We start from the raw sequence: 21,472 nt of genomic DNA, 5'->3' as shown, positions 1-21,472 counted from the left end.
CTCGGCGCTGCGGAAGATCGCCGAGACCCTCGGCGGGGACGTGGAGATGGCTCGGGCACTCACCTGACCGCTTCCGCCGGGCTCGGTACGCCGAGCCCCGCGAGAACATCATCGTGATCGTCGCGGACTGGAACGAGCGGACGTCCCAGGTGGGGTTCCGCCGGGACGTCGTCATCGAGTTCAACGCGACGGTCATCCCGGGCGCGGACACGGTCGAGCTGGAGTTCGTCTCGGCCACCGCCGACGAACTGCCGGTGGACCCGCACAGCATCGTCGGGTAACCGGCCCGGAAACGACGAAAGAGGCCGCCGCTCCGCCCGCCCGAAGGCAGGTGGAGGCGGCCGCCTCGTCGCGGGTGCAGCTGTCAGAGCCGGTTCTTGACCGTGGTGCGTACGCCGTTGTCCGTGGCTTCGGCCTCGCAGGTGAGGCCGACCGACGTCGGGGTCTGACCGATGACCGCGGTGGTCATGGTGATGTTGGCGGTGCCGTTGACCGACCAGCCCTTGTCCGTCTCCCAGGTGTCATGGAGCTCGTGCGGCTCGTTTGGGGCATCATGTCCGGATGTACACACACCGATTCGTAGCTGCTGCCATGCTGGTCGCCCTGGCGAGCGGGTGCTCGTCGGCGGAACCCGAGCCCGCGGTCGCGCCGTCGCCGTCCGCGGCGCCGAACGGGGATGCGGTCGAGCCGACCGGCACTCCCCCGGTGACCGAGGGCCCGGCCACGGCCGGCGCGTCCTGGCCCGACGGAGTGAGCGCCCGACTGGTCGCCGTCCAGCGGGTGCCGAACGCCTGGGGCGTGGACGTGGCGAAGTCCCAGGCAATCGTCCGGCTGACGCTGGAGGTGACCAACGGCAGCCAGGCGACCCTGCCGGTCACGCCGGCGACCCGGGAGATGACGCTGCTGTACGGGCCGAACCGCGAGGAGGCGGACTCGGTGACCAGCTACTCGTACACAGAGCCGGCCGAGGAGCGCAAGAAGGCGCTGAACCTGGACGGCGGGACGCAGATCCCGGTATCCGGCGAGGCGACCTTCGTCGAGTCCGGCCTGGTGCCGGTCGACGAGCTGGACGAGTTGGCCGTGGTGGTCGAGGTGCCCACCACCGACGGCATCCGGGAGCCGTTCACGCTGACCGGCGTGGGCGCCCTGGTCAAGCAGGTGAAGTAGACGAGCTCGCACACCACGAAACCCCGGCGTCGCAGCCGGGGCTTTGTGGTGTGGTGGTCACAGGGTCTCGTCGGTCACCTCGATGCCGTTCGCCTCGGCCCACTTCACGATCTCTGGGTGGCGGCTGGAGCTCCAGTACCGCCGCCGGACCCGGCCGTCCCGTGACAGCTGGCCCATCTCGATCACGCCGAACGCGTGGCCCAGCTCGTCGAGCAGGAGCGCCGCGGCTTCGATAAGACCCGGGCCGGCCTGCGCTAGGTCGTCGACGGAGGCCGCGGCTTCGGCCGGGTCGGCCCTGACCTGGTACTGCTCGCCAGTGCGGGTCTCCCCCATGCCGTAGAACCGGGTGTGGCCGATCGTGGTCGGCCGCGATTCTGCAACCAGGTGCAGCTGGGCCCGGATCAGGGCGGTGCCGCCGGCCGCCGCCCGGTCGCGAGCGTGCTGACCGAGCTGGAGAAGTCCGGAGACGATACCCGTGGCGATCCCCTCGTCGGTGACCACCTGGCGCCCAGAGTCGTCAGGCTCGCCCCCGCGCTGCGCCGTAGCTCTCCGCGACCCCAGGTTGGAGACCGCCAACGCGAAGACCCCGGAGCCGTCCGTGTGCAGCTCCAGAGAGATGAACCGGGACTCTGCCGCGTAATTGCTCGTCCCGTCCGCCAGCAGTCGCCGGCGCCCGACACGCGTCCGGTTGATCCCGACGCCCTCGTTGGTGACGGTCGGCCGCCCGCGCCTGACCTCCATCTCCCAGTCCCTGGAGGCGTTCTGCAGGATCATGTCGCCGGGCAGGTCGGGCACCAGCGACACGACCACCCAGGCGTAGTCGTCGTCCATGGCGAGCCTGCTGATCGCCTCGCGCTCGATCTCGACGATCCGCTGGCCCTGCCGCTGCGCACTGGCGAACCGGTTGCGGTAGGCAGTAGCGATCTCGGGCTCGGAGAGGTAGCGAGTCGTGGCACCGTTGCGCACGGGGAAGCGCAGGCCGTCGTTGATCAGGACGGCGTGCGGCGTCCCCGGGCTGCGGGGTACTGCCACGACGATGAAGCCCTGCTGGATACCGTCCTCGCCGGCGTCGGTCGCCGGCTCGGGCACGGTGAGGATGTCGACCACGGGCATCGGCGCGACGAGTGACGCGATCACCTGGCGCATCCGGGCCACCTCGACATCGGAGATGGCGACGCCCGGCGCCTTCGTGGCGCGCGCCTGGTCGTCTTCCTCGACCCCCAGGACGATCACCCCTCCCCCGGTGTTCGCCAGGGCGGCGACGTCGCCGGCCAGCGCCCGCTTCTCCTGGTCCTTGCCGCCGTACAGGGTCTGCTTGTAGTCCAGGTCGAAGGCCTCTTGCACACCCGCGGTCACCAGTGCGTGGATGTGGTGTGAGGCGAGGGTGTCCAGCGGGGTACCGAAGACCGATTCCAGGCATCGAGATCGAAGGGCAACCATGTGCACTCCCTGCCGGGGAGGGGGTTAGTACTGCAACGGCAGTTGGTCATGGGTAGCCGTGTCGTCGGTAGTGGCAGGTTCGGGCTTGGTGTTGGCGTCGTCTGCGCCATCGGGACCAGGCCCAGACGTGCTCTGGTGGGTGGGTTGATCGGACTGCGAGTGCGGTGAGCAGTCTTCGGATCTCCGGTACCGTGTAGCCGATCATCATGTCGTCACCGAGGCTGGTTCCCCCTTTGCGGTGAGGGATCGGGCCACGGACAGCCAGGCGTGGGCGGCCATGGACAGGGTGATGTGGGCGTACCAGGCTCGCCAGTCGCGGACCTGGTATTCGTCGAGGCCGGCTTCGTTCTTGGCCTGCTGGAAGCACTCCTCGATCGCCCACCGGGCCCCCGCGATGCGGGCCAGGTCGAGCAGGCGGGTGCGGCGGGGTCCGTAGCAGACGTAGTAAGCGATCTCCCCGGTCGTCATGCTGCGACGGGCGAGCAGCCAGTGCCCTCGGCCGGGCTGCCAGCAGATCCGCACGGGCACCCGCGCCCACCAGTACTCGCGCGGTCCGTGGGCCCCGGCGCCGGCGGACAACCGGCACCACGCCCGGGCCGGCAGCGCGGCGATGAGTTGGTCGGCGCGGGCGGCGCCCATGCTGGTGGTGATCATGTCGTCGTTGCGGCGGGTCGCGACCACATAACCCACATCCCGGTGTTCCAACCAGACACGCAGGGATTTCGACTGCCCGTAAGCCTCGTCCATCGTCACCCACCCCACCGGCACCCCCGCATCCAACGCCCGGGCCAGCATCTCCCGCGCCATCTGGACCTTCGTGGCGAACTGCACCTCGTCCGGAATCCCCGCGGCCCGGCACCGATCCCGGTCATCGGTCCACGACGCCGGCAGGTAGAGCTGCCGGTCGATCAGCGCGTGTCCCTTCGCCGATCGGTAGGCCAGGAACGTCCCGACCTGGCAGTTCTCCGTCCGACCAGCGGTGCCCGAATACTGACGCTGCACCCCCGCCGACCGGGTGCCCTTCTTCAGGAACCCGGTGTCGTCGACGATCAACACACCGCTCGGATCGCCGAGGTGCTCGACGACGTAGTCCCGCACATCGTCACGGACCGCGTCGACGTCCCAGTCCGCCCACCGCAGCAACCGCTGCATCCCGTCCGGCGACACATCCCCAGCCTGCTCAGCCAGCGTCCAGCCGTTCTTCCGCCCCAGACCCGACACCAGCCCACACAGGTACTGACGCGCCCGCAGCCGCGGCTCCGATCGCCGAAACCGAGGCCCGATCCGGGCATGCAACCGGTCCGACTCCCCATGCCAACGATCGACATCAACGTCCGTCACAGGCAGACCAACGAACGCGAGCCGAACTCGATTCGCCTACTGCCGTTGCAGTACTAATCCGGTTCGGACGGTAGGCGAGACCCGAGGAGTGCGTGATGACCGAACCGGAGAGCCGGGACAAGGGCGCACGGGAGTCGCCGGCGCAACCGCGGGAGCGGGTTGACGGGCAACGCGACGCCGAGGAAGGCGCGGAATCCGCCAGGCCGGGTGAGAGCCGCAGTATCGGCACCGGGCCGACGGGTGAGAAGCCCGGCGAAAATCCCCTCGTCCGGGAGAGTGGTGCGCACGGCCTTCCTCAGCCGGCTGGTGTGCGCAGCAGCAAGACGATGTCAGACCCGGACGTCGTCCTCCAGATCCCGCAGGTCAAGGTTGAGCAGATCTACGTCGAGGTAGACGATCTGGACACCTCTGTCTCTCTGCGAGCACGGCTGGGCAGCCTGCTTCAGCTGGACGTGGGCGTTCAGGCGCATCTCGGCACGGTGAAGGTCGACATCAAGGGCGTCGAGGCCGAGGCGATGCTCGAGGTTCGGCTCGATGAGCTCCGGGGCATTCTCGACAGCGCCCTCCGCACAATCGAGCGGAACCCCCAGATCATCGAGTCACTGGCGAAGACGGTGGACAATGCCGTGAACCAGGTTGGGCAGACGGCGCAGGAGGCGCTGGGACCCGATGGGCCGCTGTCGCAGACGCTGCAGCAGGCAACCCAGCAGGTCGGCCAACAACTCGGGCAGGCGACCCAGCAGCTCGGACAGAGCACCCAGCAATTTGCGCAGAGCAGCGGGACGGTGGCTGGTAGTGGCATGGGGGGTCTCGGCAGCGTGCTGGGCGGGTCTCCGGCCCACGCCGCGTGGCAACGGATGAAGAAGATCGTCAACAGCAGCCAGCCGCTGAGGCAGGTCACGACGTGGCTGGCCGGACCGCAGGGGCAACAGCCGCCGAGCTGATCAACGTCCGCCGTGGTGGTGGCAGAGCAACTGACCAAGTCACGCCACTGCCCGCTGCCCGGGGGTCACGACTGGCCCAGATTGGTGACCAGGTTGACCGCGACGGCCAGGATGCCGGTTCCGAAGGTGTAGGAGAGCAGCGCGTGCCCGAGCGCGATCCGGCGCACGCGGTTGCTTGTCGGTTCGTTCTCGCCCGGGGCGTAGGACATGCCCACCGTGAAGGCGACGTACGCGAAGTCGGCGTACGCCGGTGGATCCTCTTGCTTGAAGTCGATGCCGCCATCGTGGCGGTAGTACAGCCGGGCGTATTTCAGTGCGAAGACCGTATTCACCAGCGCCCACGCCAGGACCACCGCGATGACGCTGAGGATCACCAGCGTGACAGCCACCACGTCCTGCTGGTCCGAGGCGCGGATGAGCGCCTCGGCCACAGCGGCGAGGCTGATGGCGGACGCGATCAGGATCGCCGCATCGGTGGACCGGGACTGCTGCTCGGCTTCGGCAAGCTGCTCGGTACGCCGTGGGCTCGCCGACCAGCACGCCCGCCACACCCAGACGAGGATGGTGCCGGCCGCGATCGTCCACATCACCAGCGGCGTCAACTCCGGTGCCCCGACCAGCGCGGTGGCGGCCCCTGCGACGACACCGACGGCTAACGACCACAGGGCACGCCTGACCGACAGCAGCCGTCCCCGCGCCGGTCGTCCCGATTGCTGCTCCACCCGCTCAGCGTTCCAGCTCGAACGGATCATATGGAACATACCCGACGGGATTACCGGTTCAGGTTGTCAATATGCCTGAACCGTGGAGGCACTCCTGGCGGACTGACCATCACCGTCAGAAGCTGCTCAGCCTCGCGACGCGGCTATGAGGGCTGCGGCGCTCGGCGGTCCACTCCGTTGGAGGTGTGCGCCGCGTCAACCGGCTTGGACTGCGAGGACCCCCCATGTCGCAGATAGATCGACAGGACGACCATCGAGGAGACGGCCAGTAGCTCCGACTGCCAGTTCTCCAGTGGGCGGTTCCAGAAGTCGGGCTGGAGGAGGTACCGACCCCAGGACACCGGGTCTTGGAGATTGCCGAGCCGATGCTCGTTGTAGGCGGCGACCCCGGTGATGGACTGGGCCAACCACGACAGCATGAAGATCGCGCCGAGAACCAGACCCAGCGAACGGGAGAACAGCGCCCGTCGTAGGCCACCGACCCGGGCCCACATCGGCGCGGGGGCGGGAGCGTGAGCGCCGACCATCTGCTCCTCGTCCGATTCGCGGCCTGCCTTGTCGAGCTCTTCGGATTCCGGTGACCCCTTCTGCAGCAGCCAGACGGTCAGGAGGATGTAGAGGAAAAACTGCAGGTACTCCGATTGCCAGTTCTCGGTGACGTCGACGGCGAAACTCGCCGACGCGAGGCAACGGCCGAGCGATATCAGTTGCAAGCCTTTGCTGAGTTGCTGCTGGTTGAAGTCGGCATGTCCGGCGAACGCCTGGCCAACCAGAGCGGTGAGGAACAGTAGACCGAACACCAGACCGAGGGAGTTCTCGTACAGGAATCTCTTCACCGGTGCAGCACCCCCAGCGCGCAGAAGTAGACCAGACCCACCGCCACCACGAGCAGCAACAGCACGAATTGGGCGCGCATGACTCAACCACCCTGCAGCACGCAGTCGTATGGCTTGTCGCCTCGAGCGGTGCACCCAGCGGCGACCACGCGCCAGCCCCCCGAGGAAGACGGCAAGGAAGACGCTGTCGCCGTCGAGTCGCACCTGATCCGTCACGGAAGACGGGGGCACTTCGAGGGCAACTTGGTCTGGGCGGGGCACCGTCCGCGGCGCCTTGAGCAGAGCCGCCGCAATCAGGAGATCACCGCCGACCTTGCTCGCCTGGACATCGCGGATTGGCTTGCCGAGCCCACCACTTCATGGGAGGAACGGAGACGGTGAGCCCTACCCGTCGCCCGCCGAGCAGGTGACAGCGCTTGCCGAAGAGATGACGCGCGGAGCCTGGCGGGAGATCACTACCGAACTCGACCGCGCCACCCCGGACGCCACCAGCGTAAAGCGCGACCTCACCAACCACGGATGGTGCGATCTCTTTATCGGGCTGGTCCACGCGATCGAGATGACTCGACGAGGTTTCGACAGCATCCCCAACAAGGCCAAAGCCCTGATCCTGGGCTCGGCACTACAAGGCAACCGACCGCACGTCACCGAAGCCGTTGCCAGTCTGATCGTTGACAAAGCATGGCACGGATTCCAGGCCGCAGCGTTCGCGGGCGCACCGCTGCTCGACCTCATCTCACAAGACGAAGCCTTGCGTGCACTACGGATCCTCGCCGTGTTCATCTGCCCCGCACCAGCACAACACCCCGCAGTACGGCAACACGCCCTGAACCCACTCGGAGAAGACGCCACCAAGATCCTCACCGACCAGACCAAGACCAGACTCGCCGAACTGTTCACCGACTGGCGCCATGACGGCCTTGCCCCGCCAACCGGATAGCTGCCCAAGGGCATGCTTCCCGCGACCGACTGCGCCCCATCAAAGCAACACACCACTCCCCTTCGACGAATCGGCAGACACCCGGGGCAGCATCAGGATGACCTGCCCGATCGTCATATCAGGTAGAGCGCGAGGTCGTCCCTCCGGCACGATGCCCGGATGATGTTGCTGGTCCCTGCGAACCCCCTACGGCCACGCAGGCCCGACGACCACTTCGCGCCCGAAGCCCACGCGGCCCGTGCCGCCGGGATCGACGTCGCGGTGATCGACCACGACGCGCTAACCCGCGACGACCCGCACCGCGCGATCACGGCCGTACCCGCCGGCGGCGTCGCGGTCTACCGCGGGTGGATGCTCCGCAGCGACCAGTACGCGGCCTTCGCCGACGCCCTCGCCGCTCGTGGCGTAACCCTGCTCACCAGCGGCGATCAATACCGCCGCGCCCACGAACTTCCCGGCTGGTACCACCAACTCGCCCCGGTCACCCCAACCTCCACCTGGACCACCAGCGCGGAACGGACCGTGTTCGACCAGGCACGCATCCGGCTCGGTACCGGCGCCGCAGTGCTGCGCGACTACACCGAGTCGATGAAACACCACTGGCACGACGCCACGTACATCCCCGACCTCACCGACCCGACCACCGCCTGGCAAGTCGCCGCCCGCTTCCTGGAACTCCGCGCCGACGACTTCACCGGCGGCCTCGTCCTACGCGCCTTCGAACACTTCACCACCGCCGAGGTACGCACCTGGTGGATCGCAGACACCTGCGCACTCGTCGGCGCGCACCCCGACACCCCCAACGACCTCCCACCCACCAACCTCGACCTCAGCACGCTCACACCGCTGGTTGCCGCCCTCGACCTGCCCTTCATCACCGTCGACCTCGCCCAACGCGACGACGGCATCTGGCGCGTCATCGAACTCGGCGATGCTCAGGTCAGCGACCGCCCCACCACCATCAGCCCCCACGACTTCGTCGCTGCACTACGTACGGGCGTCCAATGAACAAACGCAGCACCAGCCCACGGACCCGGTTGTCGACCGGCAGCCGGCCCGGCCGGGCATACGGGTAGGTCCATCGTCGGGCGACCAACTCCCGATGCCACCGAAGCAATGTCGCTGGGGTGACGAAGAACGCCGACCAGCGCGGGCAGGGCAGCAGCCGCGACAACACCTCCAACACCACCCGGTCGGCGGGTTGGAGATTTGGGCGGTGCACCTGTCGGCGCAGCAGCCCCACTTGATGCCGGAGCACCAGGATTTCCACGTCCTCGGCCCCACCATCGCGGGCGAGCTGGGACAACATCTGTAGAACCTGGCGAAGCAGCAGGTACATCAGCGATGTGCTCATGGCCTTCATCGTGTCGGCCAGGTCGATGTCGAGCGACCTGCAACTCAGCCGGCGAAACCCCATTCGCAAGCCCCACAGGCCCATCCGACGTGATCAGCTCGCTACAGGTTTCGATGGGTTTCGGTAACAAGCTGAGCTACATCAGTATGAAGAACATGCAGCTCACCCGGCTGCTGATCTAGCCGGCGAGGATCCGGGCGACGGCGGTGCTCAGCACGCGTACGCCGCGGGTCGAGCCCGCCTCCAGCCCGGTCAGGTCGCGCACCCGGGTCAGCCGGTAGTCGAGCGTGCGCGGGTGGATGCACAGCGCGGCCGCGGTGTCGAGCCGGTTCATGTCGTGCTGGTAGTAGGCGTCCAGCGTGGCGACCAGGTCGGGGCCTGCGTCGAGTTGCGCCGCCACCACCTGAAGCCACTGCCCGACCTCCGCCAGCCGGGCGGCGCCCAGCTCGGCGAAGACGTCGGTGACCGTGTACGCGTGGCGCGGCACGGCCCGCACCGGTGCGACCTCGCTGACCTGCCGGGCCAGCGCCACGGCGTCGCCGAACGCGCGCACCCGCCCAGGCGCGGTGCCGGCCGCGCACGGCCGGCCGGTCATCGAGGCCACGTCGCGGGCCAGCGCGAGCCCGCGCTCGAGCGCCGGCTGCCGGCCGCCCGGCGAGCTGGGGATCAGCGCGACCACCTCGTGCGGCTCCGGCCAGCTCAGCGGCATCCAGTGCGTCTTCAGCAGCGCGCCGGCGAACTCGTCCCGCGCCGCCTGGTCCGGCCCGGGCGACCCGCCGGCCACCCGGACCACCGTCGCGACGACGTGCTCGGGGACCGGCATGTGCAGACCGCGCGCCAGGTCGGTCGCGCTGTCGTCGCCGGCCAGCAGCATCACCGTCAGCAGCCGCACCTGGGCGACGGTCGCCAGCGTGCGCCGCTGCCCCTCGATCCAGCCCCGGGTGTACGCGCCCTGAGCGGCCAGTCCCGCGGGAGCCAGCCAGGCGAGCGTGTGCATCGTCGCGGCGATGTCGTTCGGGCCGGCCGCCTCGTACACCTCGCGCAACGTCAGCCGGGTGTGCACGAGCAGCACCTGCCGCTGCGCGGTCAGGGTGAGTCCCTTCTCGCCGCGCTGGCGGCCCATCGCGGCCATCAGGTCCAGATCCTGCACGTGGAACGGCGCGCTGTCCGCCGCGAGGTCGACCGTGCGCTGACGGAGGAAGACCGCGAAATCGAGCATCTCCGACCGCACCCGCGGCATGGCCGCGAGGTTGCGGTATTCCAGCAGCTCCTCCTGGTAGGCGTCCACCGCCCGGCGGGCGTTGTCGGCCACTCGCTGCCGCCACAGGCTGAACAGACCGCCCATGCCAATCAACGGTAATCGATGCGCTCCGGCCACACCGGCCGGTTGACGCGCACCGGACAGCCTTGCGGACATTCGCAAGAACCGGGGTACGCCGGCGGCCCAGTTCTCGCAATGTCACGAAGACCCGGCCACCGGCACCCTGGAACGCTTCGCCATGGACGTCAGACGACGGCCCGGCCGGGTCGGACGCGACCAGGTACGCGCCCCGGTATCCGCAGATCGCACAGCACTCGAGAGGTGGTTCTGGTCATGACATGGCGTAATCGGCCCTCCGCCGGAGCACGATCCGGCATTCTCCGCGCATCCAGTCTGCTGTTGGCCGCGACGGCGATGCTCGCCGCGTTCATGACCGCACCGTCCGCGGCGGTCGCGGCACCCGCGCCGAGCGGCGACGCGGCTGTCGCCGCCATCGGAGCCGAGCGGGCATCGGCGAGCTCCGCCGGCACGTTGAGCGTCACGACGTCGACGGCGGCCGCCGCCTCACCGGCGAAGGGCGGCGGTTTCTCGGTGATGTCGGGCTCCTGCCCGTACGCCGGGCAGTACATCGACCCGTGGCTGATCGTGTTCCAGGGCTGCACCCTCACCGGCCAGCCGACGACCGCAGTCAGCGCCCGGTGCTCCAACGGGGCCACCCTGGGCCCCGTGCACGTGCCGCCCGGCGTCTACGACATCTATGTCGACTGCTACCCGGCGTTCTTCAGCTCGCTCGCGTTCATCTGATCGGCCCACCCGGCACGGATCCCGTTGCGGGATCCGTGCCGGCGGCGCCGGTCTCAGGGCAGCGCGTCCAGGTGCGGGCCGACCGTGTTGGCGAAGCGGTTGCCGCTCGTCACGTCCCAGTTGACCGACCAGGTCATCGCGCCGCAGGGACCGACAACGGTCGGCCGCGTCCGTCGACCGCGAGGTGGATCTTCGTGCTCGGCCCGACGCGGGATCGACCGATGCCCTAAAGAACCGGGTGGACACGGTGTCGTAGTAGCCGACGGGTTACGCTGCCGCGGCACCGGCGCACCCTTCAGCGCATAGTGCACCGGGTCGCCGGCCGCGGAACGTCGCCGGACAACCGCCACCTCAGCCTGTCGCCATCATCGCAGCGCTCCGTCCATTGATCCCCGCGACCACCTGAACACGGCCATCGAACGACAGCGTGGCGAACCGCTCGTGGCCGAGCCGGCCAGCCAGGGTCTACCGCATCCGGTTGAGCTCCCACAACTCGTCGTCCGTCGAGGTCTCCCCGCCAGCCGGCCCCAAACACGTCCGAGCGGATCTCCAGGCGGCAGTTGGCGAGCAGGGGGCTTAAAGTTCACGGCCGTCCGCGCACCCTGCCGCTCGGTTCCCGACCACGCCAGAACGGGTCAGCTAGCCGACTCGGTACGCCGCATGGATTGGTCTCCCGGCTTCGGGCGTTGGTGGGAGCCCGTGCGCTGGCCTCGCCGCCCTGGAATGACCAATCCTCCAGGATCCAATATCACCTGGGAGCCATCATCCAAGCTTTACCGACCGGATTCCGCCTTTACTAACGCCCTCGCGACCCGTCCCCGCCTCATCGCCGTGGCCGTCGGGCCTGCGCCATCGCCCGCCGCCAGCGCCGCCGCGACCGCACCCGCCCGGCCGCTGCGGCCAGCGCCCGCCACGGCCCGAACTCGACGATCCACAGAATCAGCGACGCGCTAACGCCGGCACCCACACCGGCCGCGAACATCCGGTTCTCGATGTCGGCCGCCTTGTTGTCGTCCACGTACGTCACGCTGGGTGCCAGCGTCGCCGTGAAGTCCTGGTCCATCGTCCAGGACAGAGCCAGCGGGTTGTCCCTTGGCGGGCTGGCGTACTCCTCACGGGCGCCCTCCGGCGGCGCCCCGAGGATCTCGATCCGGTACGCGAGTTCGGGCCGCTCGACCGGACCGCCGTTCGCCTTGAGTACGTTGCCGAAGTCGTCGAGCGTCAGAACAATCGGAGGCCCAGCAAAGCGCACTTGGGGTATCAGCAGCTGCGGCGTCCGGACGAACGTACGCTCGCCGCGCTGGAAGTAGACCGGCAAGTCCGTGTCACCGAAGAGACGAGTCGCGTAGCGGTGACCCTCGCCCCGGGCCAAGACCTTTGTCATCGGCGCGGTCGTCAAGGTCTGAAAGCCGTTGAGGCCAGTCAGTACATCGGCAAGCGGACCGTCCCAGACGATCGCACTTTCCGGCGAGACCTCGACGGTGACGCTTCGGTCGACGAGCTCCCGCGCCGAATCGACGATGACGGTCAGAGCGTAGGAGACGCCGGTGAAAAAGCTATGGTCCAGTGACGGCATGACCAACAACGTCACCTCGACCTTGGACACGCCCTCCGGGGCGACGACCCGGATGTAGCTCTGTTTTGCTGGCCCGGAACCAGGGCGCGCCGTGTCGTACACGTACCAACTGCCGTACCCCGCGACCGCGGCGAGGGCTACGACGATCAGGAACGGGATCAGGCTGGCGCGACGAAACGGCTTCGGTCGCCTGCGAGATCGGGTCACGGCTGCCCATCGTCGCAGACGGGCGCAAGCCGTGCCATTGTCCAAAAGATCAACTAGCCAGACATGTGACGTATCTTCCGGTGGTAGCCGGTCTTGAGGATCTTCCAGTTCTTGACTCGATGGCGGGTCCGACGGCGGCGCGGAGCCGCTCCACAGCGACGTCCCGCCCAGCGCCGGGGGTCCCCGGATCTTGGTCATTCACGTACCGTGGTCCTACCTCGCCGTGGCGGGCGCATCACGGAGGGCGTTGACCGAGCAGGAAGCCGGGGGCGAATGCAGCAGGGCAGCAGGCATGAGCGGCTCGAACTGGCGAGTCTGGACTTCCTGGGCGACGAGTCCGTCTTACGCGAGCAAGCCGATCGTGCGCTACGCGAAACGGGACGTGACCTTCGACCCGAGGAGTGCTCCGGAACGGACCGCTCCGGCTCCGTCCGGGTCATGGTCGACACCCGACGAGAGGTCACTGATGTCACGGTCGCTCGCGACTGGCGCAACCAGCTCGGCCCCAGCGGCTTCGCCGATGCACTCTTCGAGGCATACAGCGCCGCCGTGCAGGCTGCCCTCGAACTGCCGGCTCTCCTTCATCTGCAGACGGAGCAGCGAGGTCCTGCCGCGCCGGAACGGGAGCCGCTCGGCACGAGACCCTATCGGGACGTTGACGAGCACACCTGGCTGCGCGACACCTGGCGGACGCTCGACGACCTCGACGCCGATTTGAACGTTGCCGCTCGCCTCACGACGCGGACAGATGAGTCGAGCATGTCGAGCCCCACCGGCTGCCTGACCTTGCGCGTCCGCGGAGGCGGCATCACCGGCATCACGGGCGACGTCCGGCGAATCGCACGAGTCGACACGGGTCAGCTGCAGTTCGAAGCCCGCTCCCTCTTCCGCGCGTTCGCCCTGGCCCGCTCCCGACGGACTGGATCGTGAGGCAGTGACATGGCTGACCTGAACGTCATCACCGACTCGCTCCGCGATGAAGGAAGTAAATGGCTGACGCTGTCGGACCGGATCGCCGCCATCAAGGTCGCCGCGGAACAGCTCCACCTCGACCCGTCGGCCTTCTTCATCGGTGACGCGAACGTCGTCATCCACTGGCTGGCATACAACGACTTCCACACCTTCATGATCGGCGTCCTGAACGGGGCGGTGACCGAATTCGAACAGGTGGGCAAGGCCCTGCGGCACATTGCCGACGAGTACGACCGGGCCGACGAGGTCGTCTCACTGGACCTCAACAAGATCTACAAGGCCTAGCGACCCACCGCGCGACGTTCGGAGAGGACACGGAGCACCCCATGCAGCCAGGCACCGCTGATCTCGAGTACGGGGAACCGTTCAACAAGGCGTTCGACCACATCCGCGCCGGCATCGACACGGCGATCGCCACGTTCAACGAGATCGTCGAGCAGGTACAGCAGTGGAAGTGGCTCCTCGGACCGGCAGCACTCTTGTGGATCAAGCACAGCTTGGAGAGCACCAAAACGGCACTGAAGGCCGTCCTCGACCGCGTCGAGCAGGCCCTGGAGCATCAACTGCCGGTGCTCTCGCTGATCGAGGTCAGCTTCCGCTGGGTCAACGACGTGAAGACCCCGGTCTCCGAGCTGTCCTCCGCCACCACCGACCCCGCTAACGAGAACCTGCCCAAGTGGACCGGCGACGCCGCGAGTGCCTACAACGCCAAGGCTCTCAAGCAGAAGGCCGCGGTCGACGAGTCCGTCGTCAAGTCGGAGTTCATCAGCCAGTGGCTGTTCACGATTGCCAAGGCGAACGTCGACTACGCCGTCGAACTCGCGAAGATCGTCACGGGCCTGGTCGGCAAACTGGTGCAGGCAGCCGGTGAAGGGGGAACGGTCATCGACCTACCGTGGGCCATCTCCACCCTCGCCGAGTCGGTCGGAGAGCTGGTCGCCGCCGGCCTGGACGTTCTGCTCACCATCGGCCAGCGTTTCGTCGACGCGGTGGGCAACGTCCGGGACATCGCCACGCAGGTCGGCGACCACTCGAAGCTACCCGGTGGGCGGTGGCCCGAGGCGGTCCGCGGATGACCGACGGGCGCATCACACCGCGGGTACGGCCGCCTGGGTCGCCTTGAGCAACGTCAGCGCCTTTGACGCGAGTGTTTCGGTGGCGGCGTATGAGGCACCGCCGACGGCCAGCCAGACCTTCACCACCAGGTTGCCCGTGCGCGCGCGGACCATGTACTCGGCGTACTTGAAGCCGGGCTCGGAGCGCCTGGTGAAGGCTTCGGCCTCGTCGCCCACGCCGCTGATGGCGCCGGCTGGAGTCATCACCGTCACCTGCGCCGTGGCCCGGTAGAGTAGCCGAGCCTCCTGCTCGCTGACTGGCGTGGCCGCCTCCACCCGCAGATTCGCCTGATGCCCGTCCTTCGTCCGCATCTCGAACAGACACGCCGCACCCGGCTGCCCCAGCGGCGGCTTCGGATCGGTGCGGGTCACTGTCAGGGACAGTTCCGCCAACGGCCGTAGATCAGTACGCTTGCACAGCTCCAGATCCTGAGCGCGATAGATGGGGCCGGCCGAGGCGGTGGGCGCGGTGGAGGCAGTGCTGCTCGTGGCCGGCCCGGCGGTCGGCGCATTCACCGGGGCCGAGGCACCGTCGCAGGCGGCAGTGGCGAGCACCGCAACGAGCGCCACGACAAGACGAGAAACATCGGCCAGCGCAGACACGTCTCGAACATACCGGCTGCGGAGCTGGCAGACTGCCCGAGCGACGAGCCACTATGGTGCCGGGTATGACCGCCGCAGAGTCCCCGGAGCACATCGCCCGGACCCGCATGGTCACCGCCCGCGCGGTCCTGCAGGGCCAAGCCGATCTTCGTACGTACCCCTATCGCCTCTTGGCGGTGGTCTCCCATCACGGCGTCAGCGGCGAGAAGGTCAGCGAAGCGGTTGCTGCCGCCGAGGTCCTCGGCCAGTTCGGCTGGGACCTCGTCAACATCTCGGAATTCGCCTCCAACAAGATCGTCTACGCCTTCCTGCGGCGACGGTGACGATGAGACCGACGCTTGCCCCTGCAGACGGGCGTTGACCTGTTCGACGGGCGGGAGCCGTCGAACAGGTTCGTCACCGATGGAGTAGACCTCCAGCCAGCACAGATAGCCCTCACCATCGACGAGTAGCACGATGCCGGCGGAGAACCGTCGCCGCTGATGTCAGCCGACACTGGTGCACCAGACAACACCGGAGCCGGCGTTGCGGCACGGTCCACAGCAAGGTTGACGGTCACACAGCCGCACCCGCACCGGCCCTCGACACTGGCGAACGGCAACTGCACGCGCAGCTCATCGCGCCCACGGAATGGCACGGACAGCAGCCGCGCGATGACGTCGCTGAGGAGGGCGAGTCGGACGTTCGTACGATGCGCTGGTGGCGGACGTGGCGGGGCGCTGGTGGAGCGGGATTTGGGGGCGTCTGGGCCGCCGGGATGTGTGGTTGACCCGCCAGGTCAGGTGAAAGGTCACCGCCAGCGCCGGAGATAGCGAAAGCGGCCCGGCACTGCGGTGGGAGTTCGACACCGAGGACGAGGCCCTCGCTATGGTCAAGCGCCTTCTCGCCGCCGGCGCGGGCGGCCAGTGGCGCAAGCAGCCCGCCCGCCGCCTCAGCAGGCGTAGCGTCCGGCTTGCGGTCTGCGACCCCGAAGGGGTGCGAACCGCAAGCCGGGCATCGTGGTCAGGAGGCGCAGGTGTTGAGCATGCTCTGCAGGGCAGACTTCTCTGACGTCTGCAGGGTGAGGCTCCAGTTGTACTTCACGGTGATCCACATTTTGCTGTAGGTGCACCGGTACGACGACAGGGGCGGCTGCCAGGTCGAGGGGTCCTGGTCGCCCTTGGACTGGTTGACGTTGTCCGTCACGGCAATCAGCTGCGGGCGGGTGAGGTCGTTGGCGAAGCTCTGCCGGCGGCTGGTCGTCCACGAGTTGGCGCCGGAGCGCCATGCCTCGGCGAGGGGGACGACGTGGTCGATGTCGACGTCGGAGGCGGCCGTCCAGGTGGCGCCGTCGTACGGGCTGTACCAGCGGCCTGATGTGGCCGCGCAGGCGCTGTCGACGACGACGGAGGTGCCGTCGCGTTTGAGGACCTGTTCGCGGGTGTTGCAGCTTCCGCTGATGGTGATCCAGTGCGGGAACAGGTCGCGCGAGTAGCCGCTGGTCGAGCCTTGGGTTGCCACGGTCAGGGCGTTGAGCTGTGACTGCGCCGTCGCCTTAGAGGGGATTCCGGGAGGTGTGGCCGACGCCGACTGCGCGTTAACACCGACCAGACCGGCGGCAGCAAGGACGGCTGCGGCGACGTAGCGCACGGCGCGCGGAAAATCAGCAGGGGCTTGGGATATCGGCATGGCGGCCTCCTCGACGTTGGTGGATGGCAACCGTCCCTGACCATCATGTCCATCAATGGGCTCACTTGTGAAGGGGTGGCGAACCGGCCACGAAGGTCTCAGAGCTGAGACCTCGCCCATTGAAGGCACCCATCGACACTCTCTGCCGGCAGACTCGTGGCGGAGCTCGCTGGCTGTTGAAGGTCTCGGCGCGACTGCGATCGACGTTTGTGGACCTTTCGAACGGCGGTAGGGGTGCACTCCTACTTGGCTGGAGGCCTTCTGCGGGCCGTTGCCGGCACCGGCCCGACCAGCAGAACTGATGCCTCCCGGCAGCGTGTGCTCGCATGGTCGACAGCGGCATCGGTCGAACTGCTCGCTTGGGGGTGAGCGAGGGCTACCAGCAGGCCGATGGGAACCGGCGGCCCGGCAAGGGGGACTCGGGCGGCCCTCAAGATCACCGGCGGCAACGGGAGCAACACTCCGCGTGTCGCGGCCTCTCCACGGTCCCGGCGGCGTAAATTGCATACGTCTGATCGCCCAGGGCAGGTTGGGAGTTGCGGACGGCAAGTGCATACCGCGTCTTGCTACCCCTTATAGACATAGGAGGAGCGCACTCATGGTGCGTTCACAGGAAGTGGCGGCGGGCCACGAGCTGGTTGTGGACCTCGCGCCTTCGCCACAGGTCGTGACCGTCGCTGAGTCGGACGGAGTCGGTTCGGCCGGGTGGCCCACCTACTCGGTCGGCGCCCGCGGACGGCGTGGGTCACTGGGCACCGTCGTGGCCGTGGCGGTGTTTGTCGGCACGCAAGTCGACGATCTGAAAGTGGCTGGTCTGATAGGACTCTTGGCCGTCATGGTCGAGTGGTTGGCGGCACACCAGCCCGTCTTCGTCACGCAGATTCGCGTATCCGCCGCGCTGGGCACAAGGCGGCTCAACCAGGGCGACCCGGGTATCGATGGTTCGCGAGTCGACGTACCCAATCCGCGGCACTCTCGGGAAAGCTAGGCGGGTGCCTGCTCCCGCAGAGAGGCACCAATGGTCTCGAGTAGGCGCCGAGCGTCGTCGCCCGCCGCCGCCTGGCGGTACAGATCCTCGAAGGAGCTCTTATAGCCGGCGACCACCGCGTGGTCCTCGACGAGTGCGACGTCGTCCGGCAGGTTGTCGAGGTAGACCACGTCTGGATCTACCTCTGACTCGAACTCATGCAGGGAGAACGGGCCGACAAGGACGGAGTTGGCGGCCGTGTCCCGGCGGAGAACCACGAGGTCGAGCTCCGGCAGTCGGGACAGCACCTGTTCGATCTGTTCGAGCATGAGGTCGGTGTTCTCCACGGACTTGAGGGCTCGTTCGTCGAGGACGATCCGTACCTCACATCGCCTCGACTGGGCGAAGACACGCCTCTGACGTGCCATGCGCAACTGCGCCCGAGCGTCTGCCGCCCGATTGTCGACGCGGTATTGCGGTCCTGTGGTCACCACCAGCCGGGCGTAACGCTCCGTCTGAAGCAAGCCCGGCACAAGGAAGGGGTGGTATTGGCTGATGCGCCACGAGTCGTCCTCGTAGCCCAAAAAGTCCATATAGGACGGGGACACGAAGTCTCGATACTCTGCGGCCCAGTGACGCCGGCGTGCCAACCTTGCTAAATCGAGCAGGTCGCGCACTTGATCAGCGTTGCGCACCTGGTAGAAGTCAAGCAGGGCCCGCAGGTCGTTGACGGAGATGCTGACCGAGCCGTTCTCGATCCGTGTCACCTTTGACAGCGACCAGTCCATCTCTTGGCGCACGTCCTCAAGCGAAAGCCTGCGGTCGAGGCGCAGTTGGCGAAGCACGAGGCGCAGGCGCCGTCGATTCGTGGTAGGCCCTTGCCCGCCCGTCGTCACGTCTACGCCCTCCAGTCGGCAACTGCAAAAGGCAAAATGAATGAGGAAACTTGCCTAGAGCAATTCTCTTTTGGCTGTCGGCTTGCCGCTGAGGGAAATAAGCTATCAGACCAGCCCTTCGGACACCGAGTCGGGTGAAAGAGCCAGACATTCATGGCCGAACTGGTCATGGCCCTGCTACCGTACTTACATAGCGCGACACAACCGGAGACGGTCCGTAAAGCTCTCCTCGCGTCCGAGGCTCGGCTCGGCACGCAAGCAAAGGCGATTTCTGCATGAACCGTCATCAGTACCGCGCTTCCATTCGTCGAAACCGCCGAAACAAAACGTCAACTCAAGGAGAATCGGAAAATGGAAGAAGATCGTAACTCCCACCCCATCTGGACCCGTCGCAGCTCCAAATGCCAGAACGATCACTGCGTCGACGTATCTCGTTACTCCACGACGGTTGAGGTGTGCAACTCGGCCGCCGCCCACACGCTCCTTTCGTTCTCAAACGATGCCTGGCGAAAATTCCTCCACGCCCTAGGAAGCAACACGCTTCAACTGCCGAACACGTAACCGACTAAGGCCGACATTCGTCACGACCGACGCCATGAATACCTTTCAGCCTCGGCAATTTGTCGGGAAGCCGACACCTGCCGCGCTGGAGCTCGGGTGGCACCACCGTGCTGCACCTGCCTTCCCAGCCTGCACCTGCTGCGTATCGGTAGTGGGCCCGGGAAGCCAAGGCACACCAGCGCACCCTGTCGCGGCCTGCTGGTGGGACTCTACGAAACCCCGAGCGGTGGGTACAGGCGACACGGCGAGCCCGAAGCACCTCGCCCACTCAGGCGCCTCCTCCACGCAATCGACGGGTTGACAGCTCGCCCGCGCATTCTTCCCATTAGTACAGGCGCTTCACACATGCCGATACCGAAAAGGTGTTCCTCCTTGGAGGAAGCTTGCATAGATGCCAAAATCTCGCCCGAAACGGTGGAACCCGTCTACTCGGCGTCAGGGGCGGCCACCCGCCCTGATCATCAAGAACAGAGTGTGTGATGAAAGGCGGCCTACACAAGGACGGCTTTCTCGATTGCGCGGCTGCCCCGGCGACCTGAGAGACGGCCGCCGAGACCAGCCCGCCGACACTCGCGGGCTGCTAGCCAACGATTCTTCGGACGCCTATCCCCGATACACGGGCGACCTCGTTTTCCGAGCGACACGTACCCCTGTGTGGATGCCAGGTGTCGTGCTCGACACTGCCGTGCGCTAGACGAGGTCACCGCAAGGTTCGTTTGAAGCCGCCAGCGGCGTGCTGGCTTCGGCATCCTTCGGTGCGGGCAAGTCGGGGCCGCACCCGACCGCGTTCTTGATGCCGACAAGTAGAGGTGAAGGTCCGCTCATGCGTCGACCGAAGTCCCTCTGGCCGTCTCCGACGACTTGTAGGTGACCGGCTTCGTCTCCCACCACTCGCGGCAAAAACAGCATTCTGTGCGGCGGCATTCCTTTAGGTAAGCGCGTCGGCGCCGCATGGCTGTCATTCGACGGGCATCCTGCGTGGAGGGTCGCGCCTCGACGAGATCGCGGGCGCATCCAACGCTCCTAACAGCCGTTGACCGAAGTGCAACTGTCGTGCGTCGAGTGCCGCCCAGCTCCGGCCCGACGGTGCCTGGAGGAGCCAGGAGACCGCAGGATGAGAAGCCAAAAGACGCGTCAGGAGCGCCTCGCGACGTTGGTCGTGATGGGCGTTCTGCTCACCGGATGCGCGAGGCAGGGCCATCCGGAGGCAGCAGACCCAAAGCCGTCGGTCACGGGCACCACCGGGGCCGCAATGTCGATGGCGCCGGAACTGCTGATCGGCTCCTGGACGCTCGTTGACGTTGCCGACCCCGGCGCGGGCACGATCCTGCGCCTCGCAGCCGGTGATCTGCACCTGATCGGCAGCCACTGCGGCACCCTGGGCGGGTCCTGGCGGGCCAACGATGAAGGTGTGTTCCTCGCCGACGTCTGGTCGGCTTCCGCGGTCGTCGTCGAAAGCACCCCTGGCTGCGAGAAGGCTAGTCAAGAGACACCCGGGTGGCTGCGGAGCGTGACCGCCTACCAGTCCGACGGGGCGGGGTTGCCCGTACTCCTGGACGGACGTGGGCAAGCGGTCGCCCGCCTGATTCCCGGGGCGACACCGCCCCCCGAGCCCGACAAGGCCGACTCCGTGCTGGAGCCCCCGGTGGTCACCGACGAAGCGCGACGTGCCCTGGCACCAGCAGTAGCACTACCGACGATGCTCGTTCCCGCCGATCAGCGCCAGCCGATAGGCCGTTGGGTGCCCAAGAGCGGACACAGCGCGGCCTACCTGGAGTTAACGGCGGACGGCGAGTGGCACGGATCCGACGGCTGCAACGACCAGAGCGGTCGGTGGATCACCGCCGCAGGCGGCACCCTGCTCGCAACCGCGAGAGCAATCACATTGGCGTTCTGCGCTGACAGCGTGCCGATCGAACAATGGGTCACGACGGCCAGACGAGCCGGTCTCGACGGCACGGCACTCGTGCTATTCAACGCACGCGGAGACGAGACAGCCCGGCTATCCCCCACGAGCTGAACGCCGCCCCGCAACCGCCGTTACGACAGCTTCACGGGCCGCTTGCCATGGTGCCGATTCACCGCGCCTGGACCACCT

23 protein-coding genes and 1 pseudogene are annotated in these 21,472 nt (G+C 67.3%); 13 read left to right on the top strand and 11 right to left on the bottom strand.

Annotated elements, in window-relative coordinates:
- Positions 1-113 precede the first annotated feature (113 nt).
- Positions 114-281: a hypothetical protein gene (locus tag KBX53_RS00185; protein ID WP_210857382.1), complete on the top strand. Its 168-nt coding sequence runs from the start codon at positions 114-116 to the stop codon at positions 279-281.
- A gap of 280 nt (positions 282-561) precedes the next feature.
- Positions 562-1,167 (top strand): hypothetical protein, encoded by a 606-nt coding sequence (locus KBX53_RS00180; protein WP_210857381.1) that lies wholly within the window; start codon positions 562-564, stop codon positions 1,165-1,167.
- A gap of 57 nt (positions 1,168-1,224) precedes the next feature.
- On the opposite strand, the gene KBX53_RS00175 is transcribed toward KBX53_RS00180, so the two are convergent.
- Both KBX53_RS00175 and KBX53_RS00170 read right to left on the bottom strand, forming a co-directional pair.
- Complete coding sequence (locus KBX53_RS00175) at positions 1,225-2,607, bottom strand: helix-turn-helix domain-containing protein (RefSeq protein ID WP_210857380.1); 1,383 nt, start codon at positions 2,605-2,607, stop codon at positions 1,225-1,227.
- A 204-nt stretch (positions 2,608-2,811) separates the two neighbouring features.
- Positions 2,812-3,903 carry an IS701 family transposase gene (locus KBX53_RS00170; RefSeq protein WP_247674884.1) on the bottom strand — a complete coding sequence of 364 codons (1,092 nt, stop codon included), beginning with the start codon at positions 3,901-3,903 and terminating at the stop codon, positions 2,812-2,814.
- A 140-nt stretch (positions 3,904-4,043) separates the two neighbouring features.
- On the opposite strand from KBX53_RS00170, the gene KBX53_RS00165 reads away from it, so the two are divergent.
- Positions 4,044-4,892, top strand: a complete 849-nt coding sequence (locus KBX53_RS00165) for a hypothetical protein (protein WP_210857378.1) — start codon at positions 4,044-4,046, stop codon at positions 4,890-4,892.
- A 65-nt stretch (positions 4,893-4,957) separates the two neighbouring features.
- Here KBX53_RS00165 and KBX53_RS00160 read toward each other — a convergent pair whose 3' ends face one another.
- Together KBX53_RS00160 and KBX53_RS00155 are read right to left on the bottom strand one after the other, a co-directional pair.
- Entirely contained in the window at positions 4,958-5,614 is a 657-nt protein-coding gene (locus KBX53_RS00160) for a DUF1345 domain-containing protein (RefSeq protein ID WP_309140677.1), read from the bottom strand.
- A gap of 143 nt (positions 5,615-5,757) precedes the next feature.
- Positions 5,758-6,450, bottom strand: coding sequence for a DUF6766 family protein (locus KBX53_RS00155; protein WP_210857376.1), 693 nt, complete (start codon positions 6,448-6,450; stop codon positions 5,758-5,760).
- 406 nt (positions 6,451-6,856) lie between these two features.
- Between KBX53_RS00155 and KBX53_RS00150 the strand changes: the two genes are divergently transcribed.
- The gene (locus tag KBX53_RS00150; RefSeq protein ID WP_210857375.1) at positions 6,857-7,390 is read left to right on the top strand and encodes a hypothetical protein; all 534 of its coding nucleotides are present in this window, start codon (positions 6,857-6,859) and stop codon (positions 7,388-7,390) included.
- Positions 7,391-7,549: 159 nt separating this feature from the next.
- Positions 7,550-8,398 carry an ATP-grasp domain-containing protein gene (locus KBX53_RS00145; RefSeq protein WP_210857374.1) on the top strand — a complete coding sequence of 283 codons (849 nt, stop codon included), beginning with the start codon at positions 7,550-7,552 and terminating at the stop codon, positions 8,396-8,398.
- On the opposite strand, the gene KBX53_RS00140 is transcribed toward KBX53_RS00145, so the two are convergent.
- Positions 8,352-8,744, bottom strand: coding sequence for a hypothetical protein (locus tag KBX53_RS00140; protein WP_210857373.1), 393 nt, complete (start codon positions 8,742-8,744; stop codon positions 8,352-8,354). The two genes, KBX53_RS00145 and KBX53_RS00140, sit on opposite strands and share 47 nt — an antisense overlap.
- Positions 8,745-8,922: 178 nt before the next feature.
- A complete protein-coding gene (locus tag KBX53_RS00135; RefSeq protein ID WP_210857372.1) occupies positions 8,923-10,089 on the bottom strand; it encodes a CdaR family transcriptional regulator in 1,167 nt (388 codons plus the stop codon).
- A gap of 249 nt (positions 10,090-10,338) precedes the next feature.
- Between KBX53_RS00135 and KBX53_RS00130 the strand changes: the two genes are divergently transcribed.
- Positions 10,339-10,809, top strand: a complete 471-nt coding sequence (locus KBX53_RS00130) for a hypothetical protein (RefSeq protein WP_210857371.1) — start codon at positions 10,339-10,341, stop codon at positions 10,807-10,809.
- Positions 10,810-10,957: 148 nt separating this feature from the next.
- On the opposite strand, the pseudogene KBX53_RS00125 reads toward KBX53_RS00130, so the two are convergent.
- Together KBX53_RS00125 and KBX53_RS00120 are read right to left on the bottom strand one after the other, a co-directional pair.
- Positions 10,958-11,032, bottom strand: a pseudogene (locus tag KBX53_RS00125) (IS5/IS1182 family transposase); the annotation flags it as partial.
- 600 nt (positions 11,033-11,632) lie between these two features.
- Positions 11,633-12,790: a hypothetical protein gene (locus KBX53_RS00120; RefSeq protein ID WP_210857370.1), complete on the bottom strand. Its 1,158-nt coding sequence runs from the start codon at positions 12,788-12,790 to the stop codon at positions 11,633-11,635.
- 75 nt (positions 12,791-12,865) lie between these two features.
- Here KBX53_RS00120 and KBX53_RS00115 point away from each other — a divergent pair, with 75 nt between their 5' ends.
- Genes KBX53_RS00115 through KBX53_RS00105 form a run of 3 tightly spaced genes read left to right on the top strand, consistent with a single transcriptional unit; the run spans position 12,866 to position 14,640 of the window.
- Positions 12,866-13,522: a hypothetical protein gene (locus KBX53_RS00115; RefSeq protein ID WP_210857369.1), complete on the top strand. Its 657-nt coding sequence runs from the start codon at positions 12,866-12,868 to the stop codon at positions 13,520-13,522.
- 9 nt (positions 13,523-13,531) lie between these two features.
- Positions 13,532-13,849, top strand: a complete 318-nt coding sequence (locus tag KBX53_RS00110) for a hypothetical protein (RefSeq protein ID WP_210857368.1) — start codon at positions 13,532-13,534, stop codon at positions 13,847-13,849.
- A gap of 41 nt (positions 13,850-13,890) precedes the next feature.
- The gene (locus KBX53_RS00105; RefSeq protein WP_210857367.1) at positions 13,891-14,640 is read left to right on the top strand and encodes a hypothetical protein; all 750 of its coding nucleotides are present in this window, start codon (positions 13,891-13,893) and stop codon (positions 14,638-14,640) included.
- A 12-nt stretch (positions 14,641-14,652) separates the two neighbouring features.
- Here KBX53_RS00105 and KBX53_RS00100 read toward each other — a convergent pair whose 3' ends face one another.
- Positions 14,653-15,282, bottom strand: coding sequence for a hypothetical protein (locus KBX53_RS00100; protein WP_309140676.1), 630 nt, complete (start codon positions 15,280-15,282; stop codon positions 14,653-14,655).
- Positions 15,283-15,347: 65 nt separating this feature from the next.
- On the opposite strand from KBX53_RS00100, the gene KBX53_RS00095 reads away from it, so the two are divergent.
- On the top strand, positions 15,348-15,605 hold the full coding sequence (locus tag KBX53_RS00095; protein ID WP_210857366.1) for a transcriptional regulator: 258 nt from the start codon (positions 15,348-15,350) through the stop codon (positions 15,603-15,605).
- 679 nt (positions 15,606-16,284) lie between these two features.
- On the opposite strand, the gene KBX53_RS00090 is transcribed toward KBX53_RS00095, so the two are convergent.
- Positions 16,285-16,950, bottom strand: coding sequence for an HNH endonuclease family protein (locus tag KBX53_RS00090; RefSeq protein WP_210857393.1), 666 nt, complete (start codon positions 16,948-16,950; stop codon positions 16,285-16,287).
- Between the two features lie 598 nt (positions 16,951-17,548).
- Between KBX53_RS00090 and KBX53_RS00085 the strand changes: the two genes are divergently transcribed.
- Positions 17,549-17,938, top strand: a complete 390-nt coding sequence (locus KBX53_RS00085; RefSeq protein ID WP_210857365.1) for a hypothetical protein — start codon at positions 17,549-17,551, stop codon at positions 17,936-17,938.
- Here KBX53_RS00085 and KBX53_RS00080 read toward each other — a convergent pair.
- Positions 17,935-18,813, bottom strand: a complete 879-nt coding sequence (locus KBX53_RS00080) for a DUF5753 domain-containing protein (RefSeq protein WP_309140675.1) — start codon at positions 18,811-18,813, stop codon at positions 17,935-17,937. The two genes, KBX53_RS00085 and KBX53_RS00080, sit on opposite strands and share 4 nt — an antisense overlap.
- A 351-nt stretch (positions 18,814-19,164) precedes the next feature.
- On the opposite strand from KBX53_RS00080, the gene KBX53_RS37245 reads away from it, so the two are divergent.
- Complete coding sequence (locus KBX53_RS37245; protein WP_081883944.1) at positions 19,165-19,374, top strand: DUF397 domain-containing protein; 210 nt, start codon at positions 19,165-19,167, stop codon at positions 19,372-19,374.
- Between the two features lie 1,162 nt (positions 19,375-20,536).
- Positions 20,537-21,394 (top strand): META domain-containing protein, encoded by an 858-nt coding sequence (locus KBX53_RS00070; RefSeq protein ID WP_210857364.1) that lies wholly within the window; start codon positions 20,537-20,539, stop codon positions 21,392-21,394.
- The last annotated feature ends 78 nt before the right edge of the window (positions 21,395-21,472 follow it).

It is taken from the genome of Micromonospora sp. M51, assembly GCF_018070305.1.
Taxonomy (GTDB): Bacteria; Actinomycetota; Actinomycetes; order Mycobacteriales; family Micromonosporaceae; genus Micromonospora; species Micromonospora parva.
The sequence above is the reverse complement of the archived record's forward strand: the minus strand, read 5'-3'. Positions and strand labels throughout refer to the sequence as shown.

Bases quoted from the DNA above. Each gene is read 5' to 3' on its own strand.
- KBX53_RS00095 (WP_210857366.1), top strand. From the start codon at position 15,348: ATGACCGCCGCAGAGTCCCCGGAGCACATCGCCCGGACCCGCATGGTC.
- KBX53_RS00140 (WP_210857373.1), bottom strand. From the start codon at position 8,744: ATGAGCACATCGCTGATGTACCTGCTGCTTCGCCAGGTTCTACAGATG.
- KBX53_RS00110 (WP_210857368.1), top strand. From the start codon at position 13,532: ATGGCTGACCTGAACGTCATCACCGACTCGCTCCGCGATGAAGGAAGT.
- KBX53_RS00180 (WP_210857381.1), top strand. From the start codon at position 562: ATGTACACACACCGATTCGTAGCTGCTGCCATGCTGGTCGCCCTGGCG.
- KBX53_RS00165 (WP_210857378.1), top strand. From the start codon at position 4,044: ATGACCGAACCGGAGAGCCGGGACAAGGGCGCACGGGAGTCGCCGGCG.
- KBX53_RS00070 (WP_210857364.1), top strand. From the start codon at position 20,537: ATGGGCGTTCTGCTCACCGGATGCGCGAGGCAGGGCCATCCGGAGGCA.
- KBX53_RS37245 (WP_081883944.1), top strand. From the start codon at position 19,165: ATGGAAGAAGATCGTAACTCCCACCCCATCTGGACCCGTCGCAGCTCC.
- KBX53_RS00105 (WP_210857367.1), top strand. From the start codon at position 13,891: ATGCAGCCAGGCACCGCTGATCTCGAGTACGGGGAACCGTTCAACAAG.
- KBX53_RS00130 (WP_210857371.1), top strand. From the start codon at position 10,339: ATGACATGGCGTAATCGGCCCTCCGCCGGAGCACGATCCGGCATTCTC.
- KBX53_RS00120 (WP_210857370.1), bottom strand. From the start codon at position 12,790: ATGACCAAGATCCGGGGACCCCCGGCGCTGGGCGGGACGTCGCTGTGG.
- KBX53_RS00085 (WP_210857365.1), top strand. From the start codon at position 17,549: ATGGTGCGTTCACAGGAAGTGGCGGCGGGCCACGAGCTGGTTGTGGAC.
- KBX53_RS00145 (WP_210857374.1), top strand. From the start codon at position 7,550: ATGATGTTGCTGGTCCCTGCGAACCCCCTACGGCCACGCAGGCCCGAC.
- KBX53_RS00115 (WP_210857369.1), top strand. From the start codon at position 12,866: ATGCAGCAGGGCAGCAGGCATGAGCGGCTCGAACTGGCGAGTCTGGAC.
- KBX53_RS00135 (WP_210857372.1), bottom strand. From the start codon at position 10,089: ATGGGCGGTCTGTTCAGCCTGTGGCGGCAGCGAGTGGCCGACAACGCC.
- KBX53_RS00090 (WP_210857393.1), bottom strand. From the start codon at position 16,950: ATGCCGATATCCCAAGCCCCTGCTGATTTTCCGCGCGCCGTGCGCTAC.
- KBX53_RS00175 (WP_210857380.1), bottom strand. From the start codon at position 2,607: ATGGTTGCCCTTCGATCTCGATGCCTGGAATCGGTCTTCGGTACCCCG.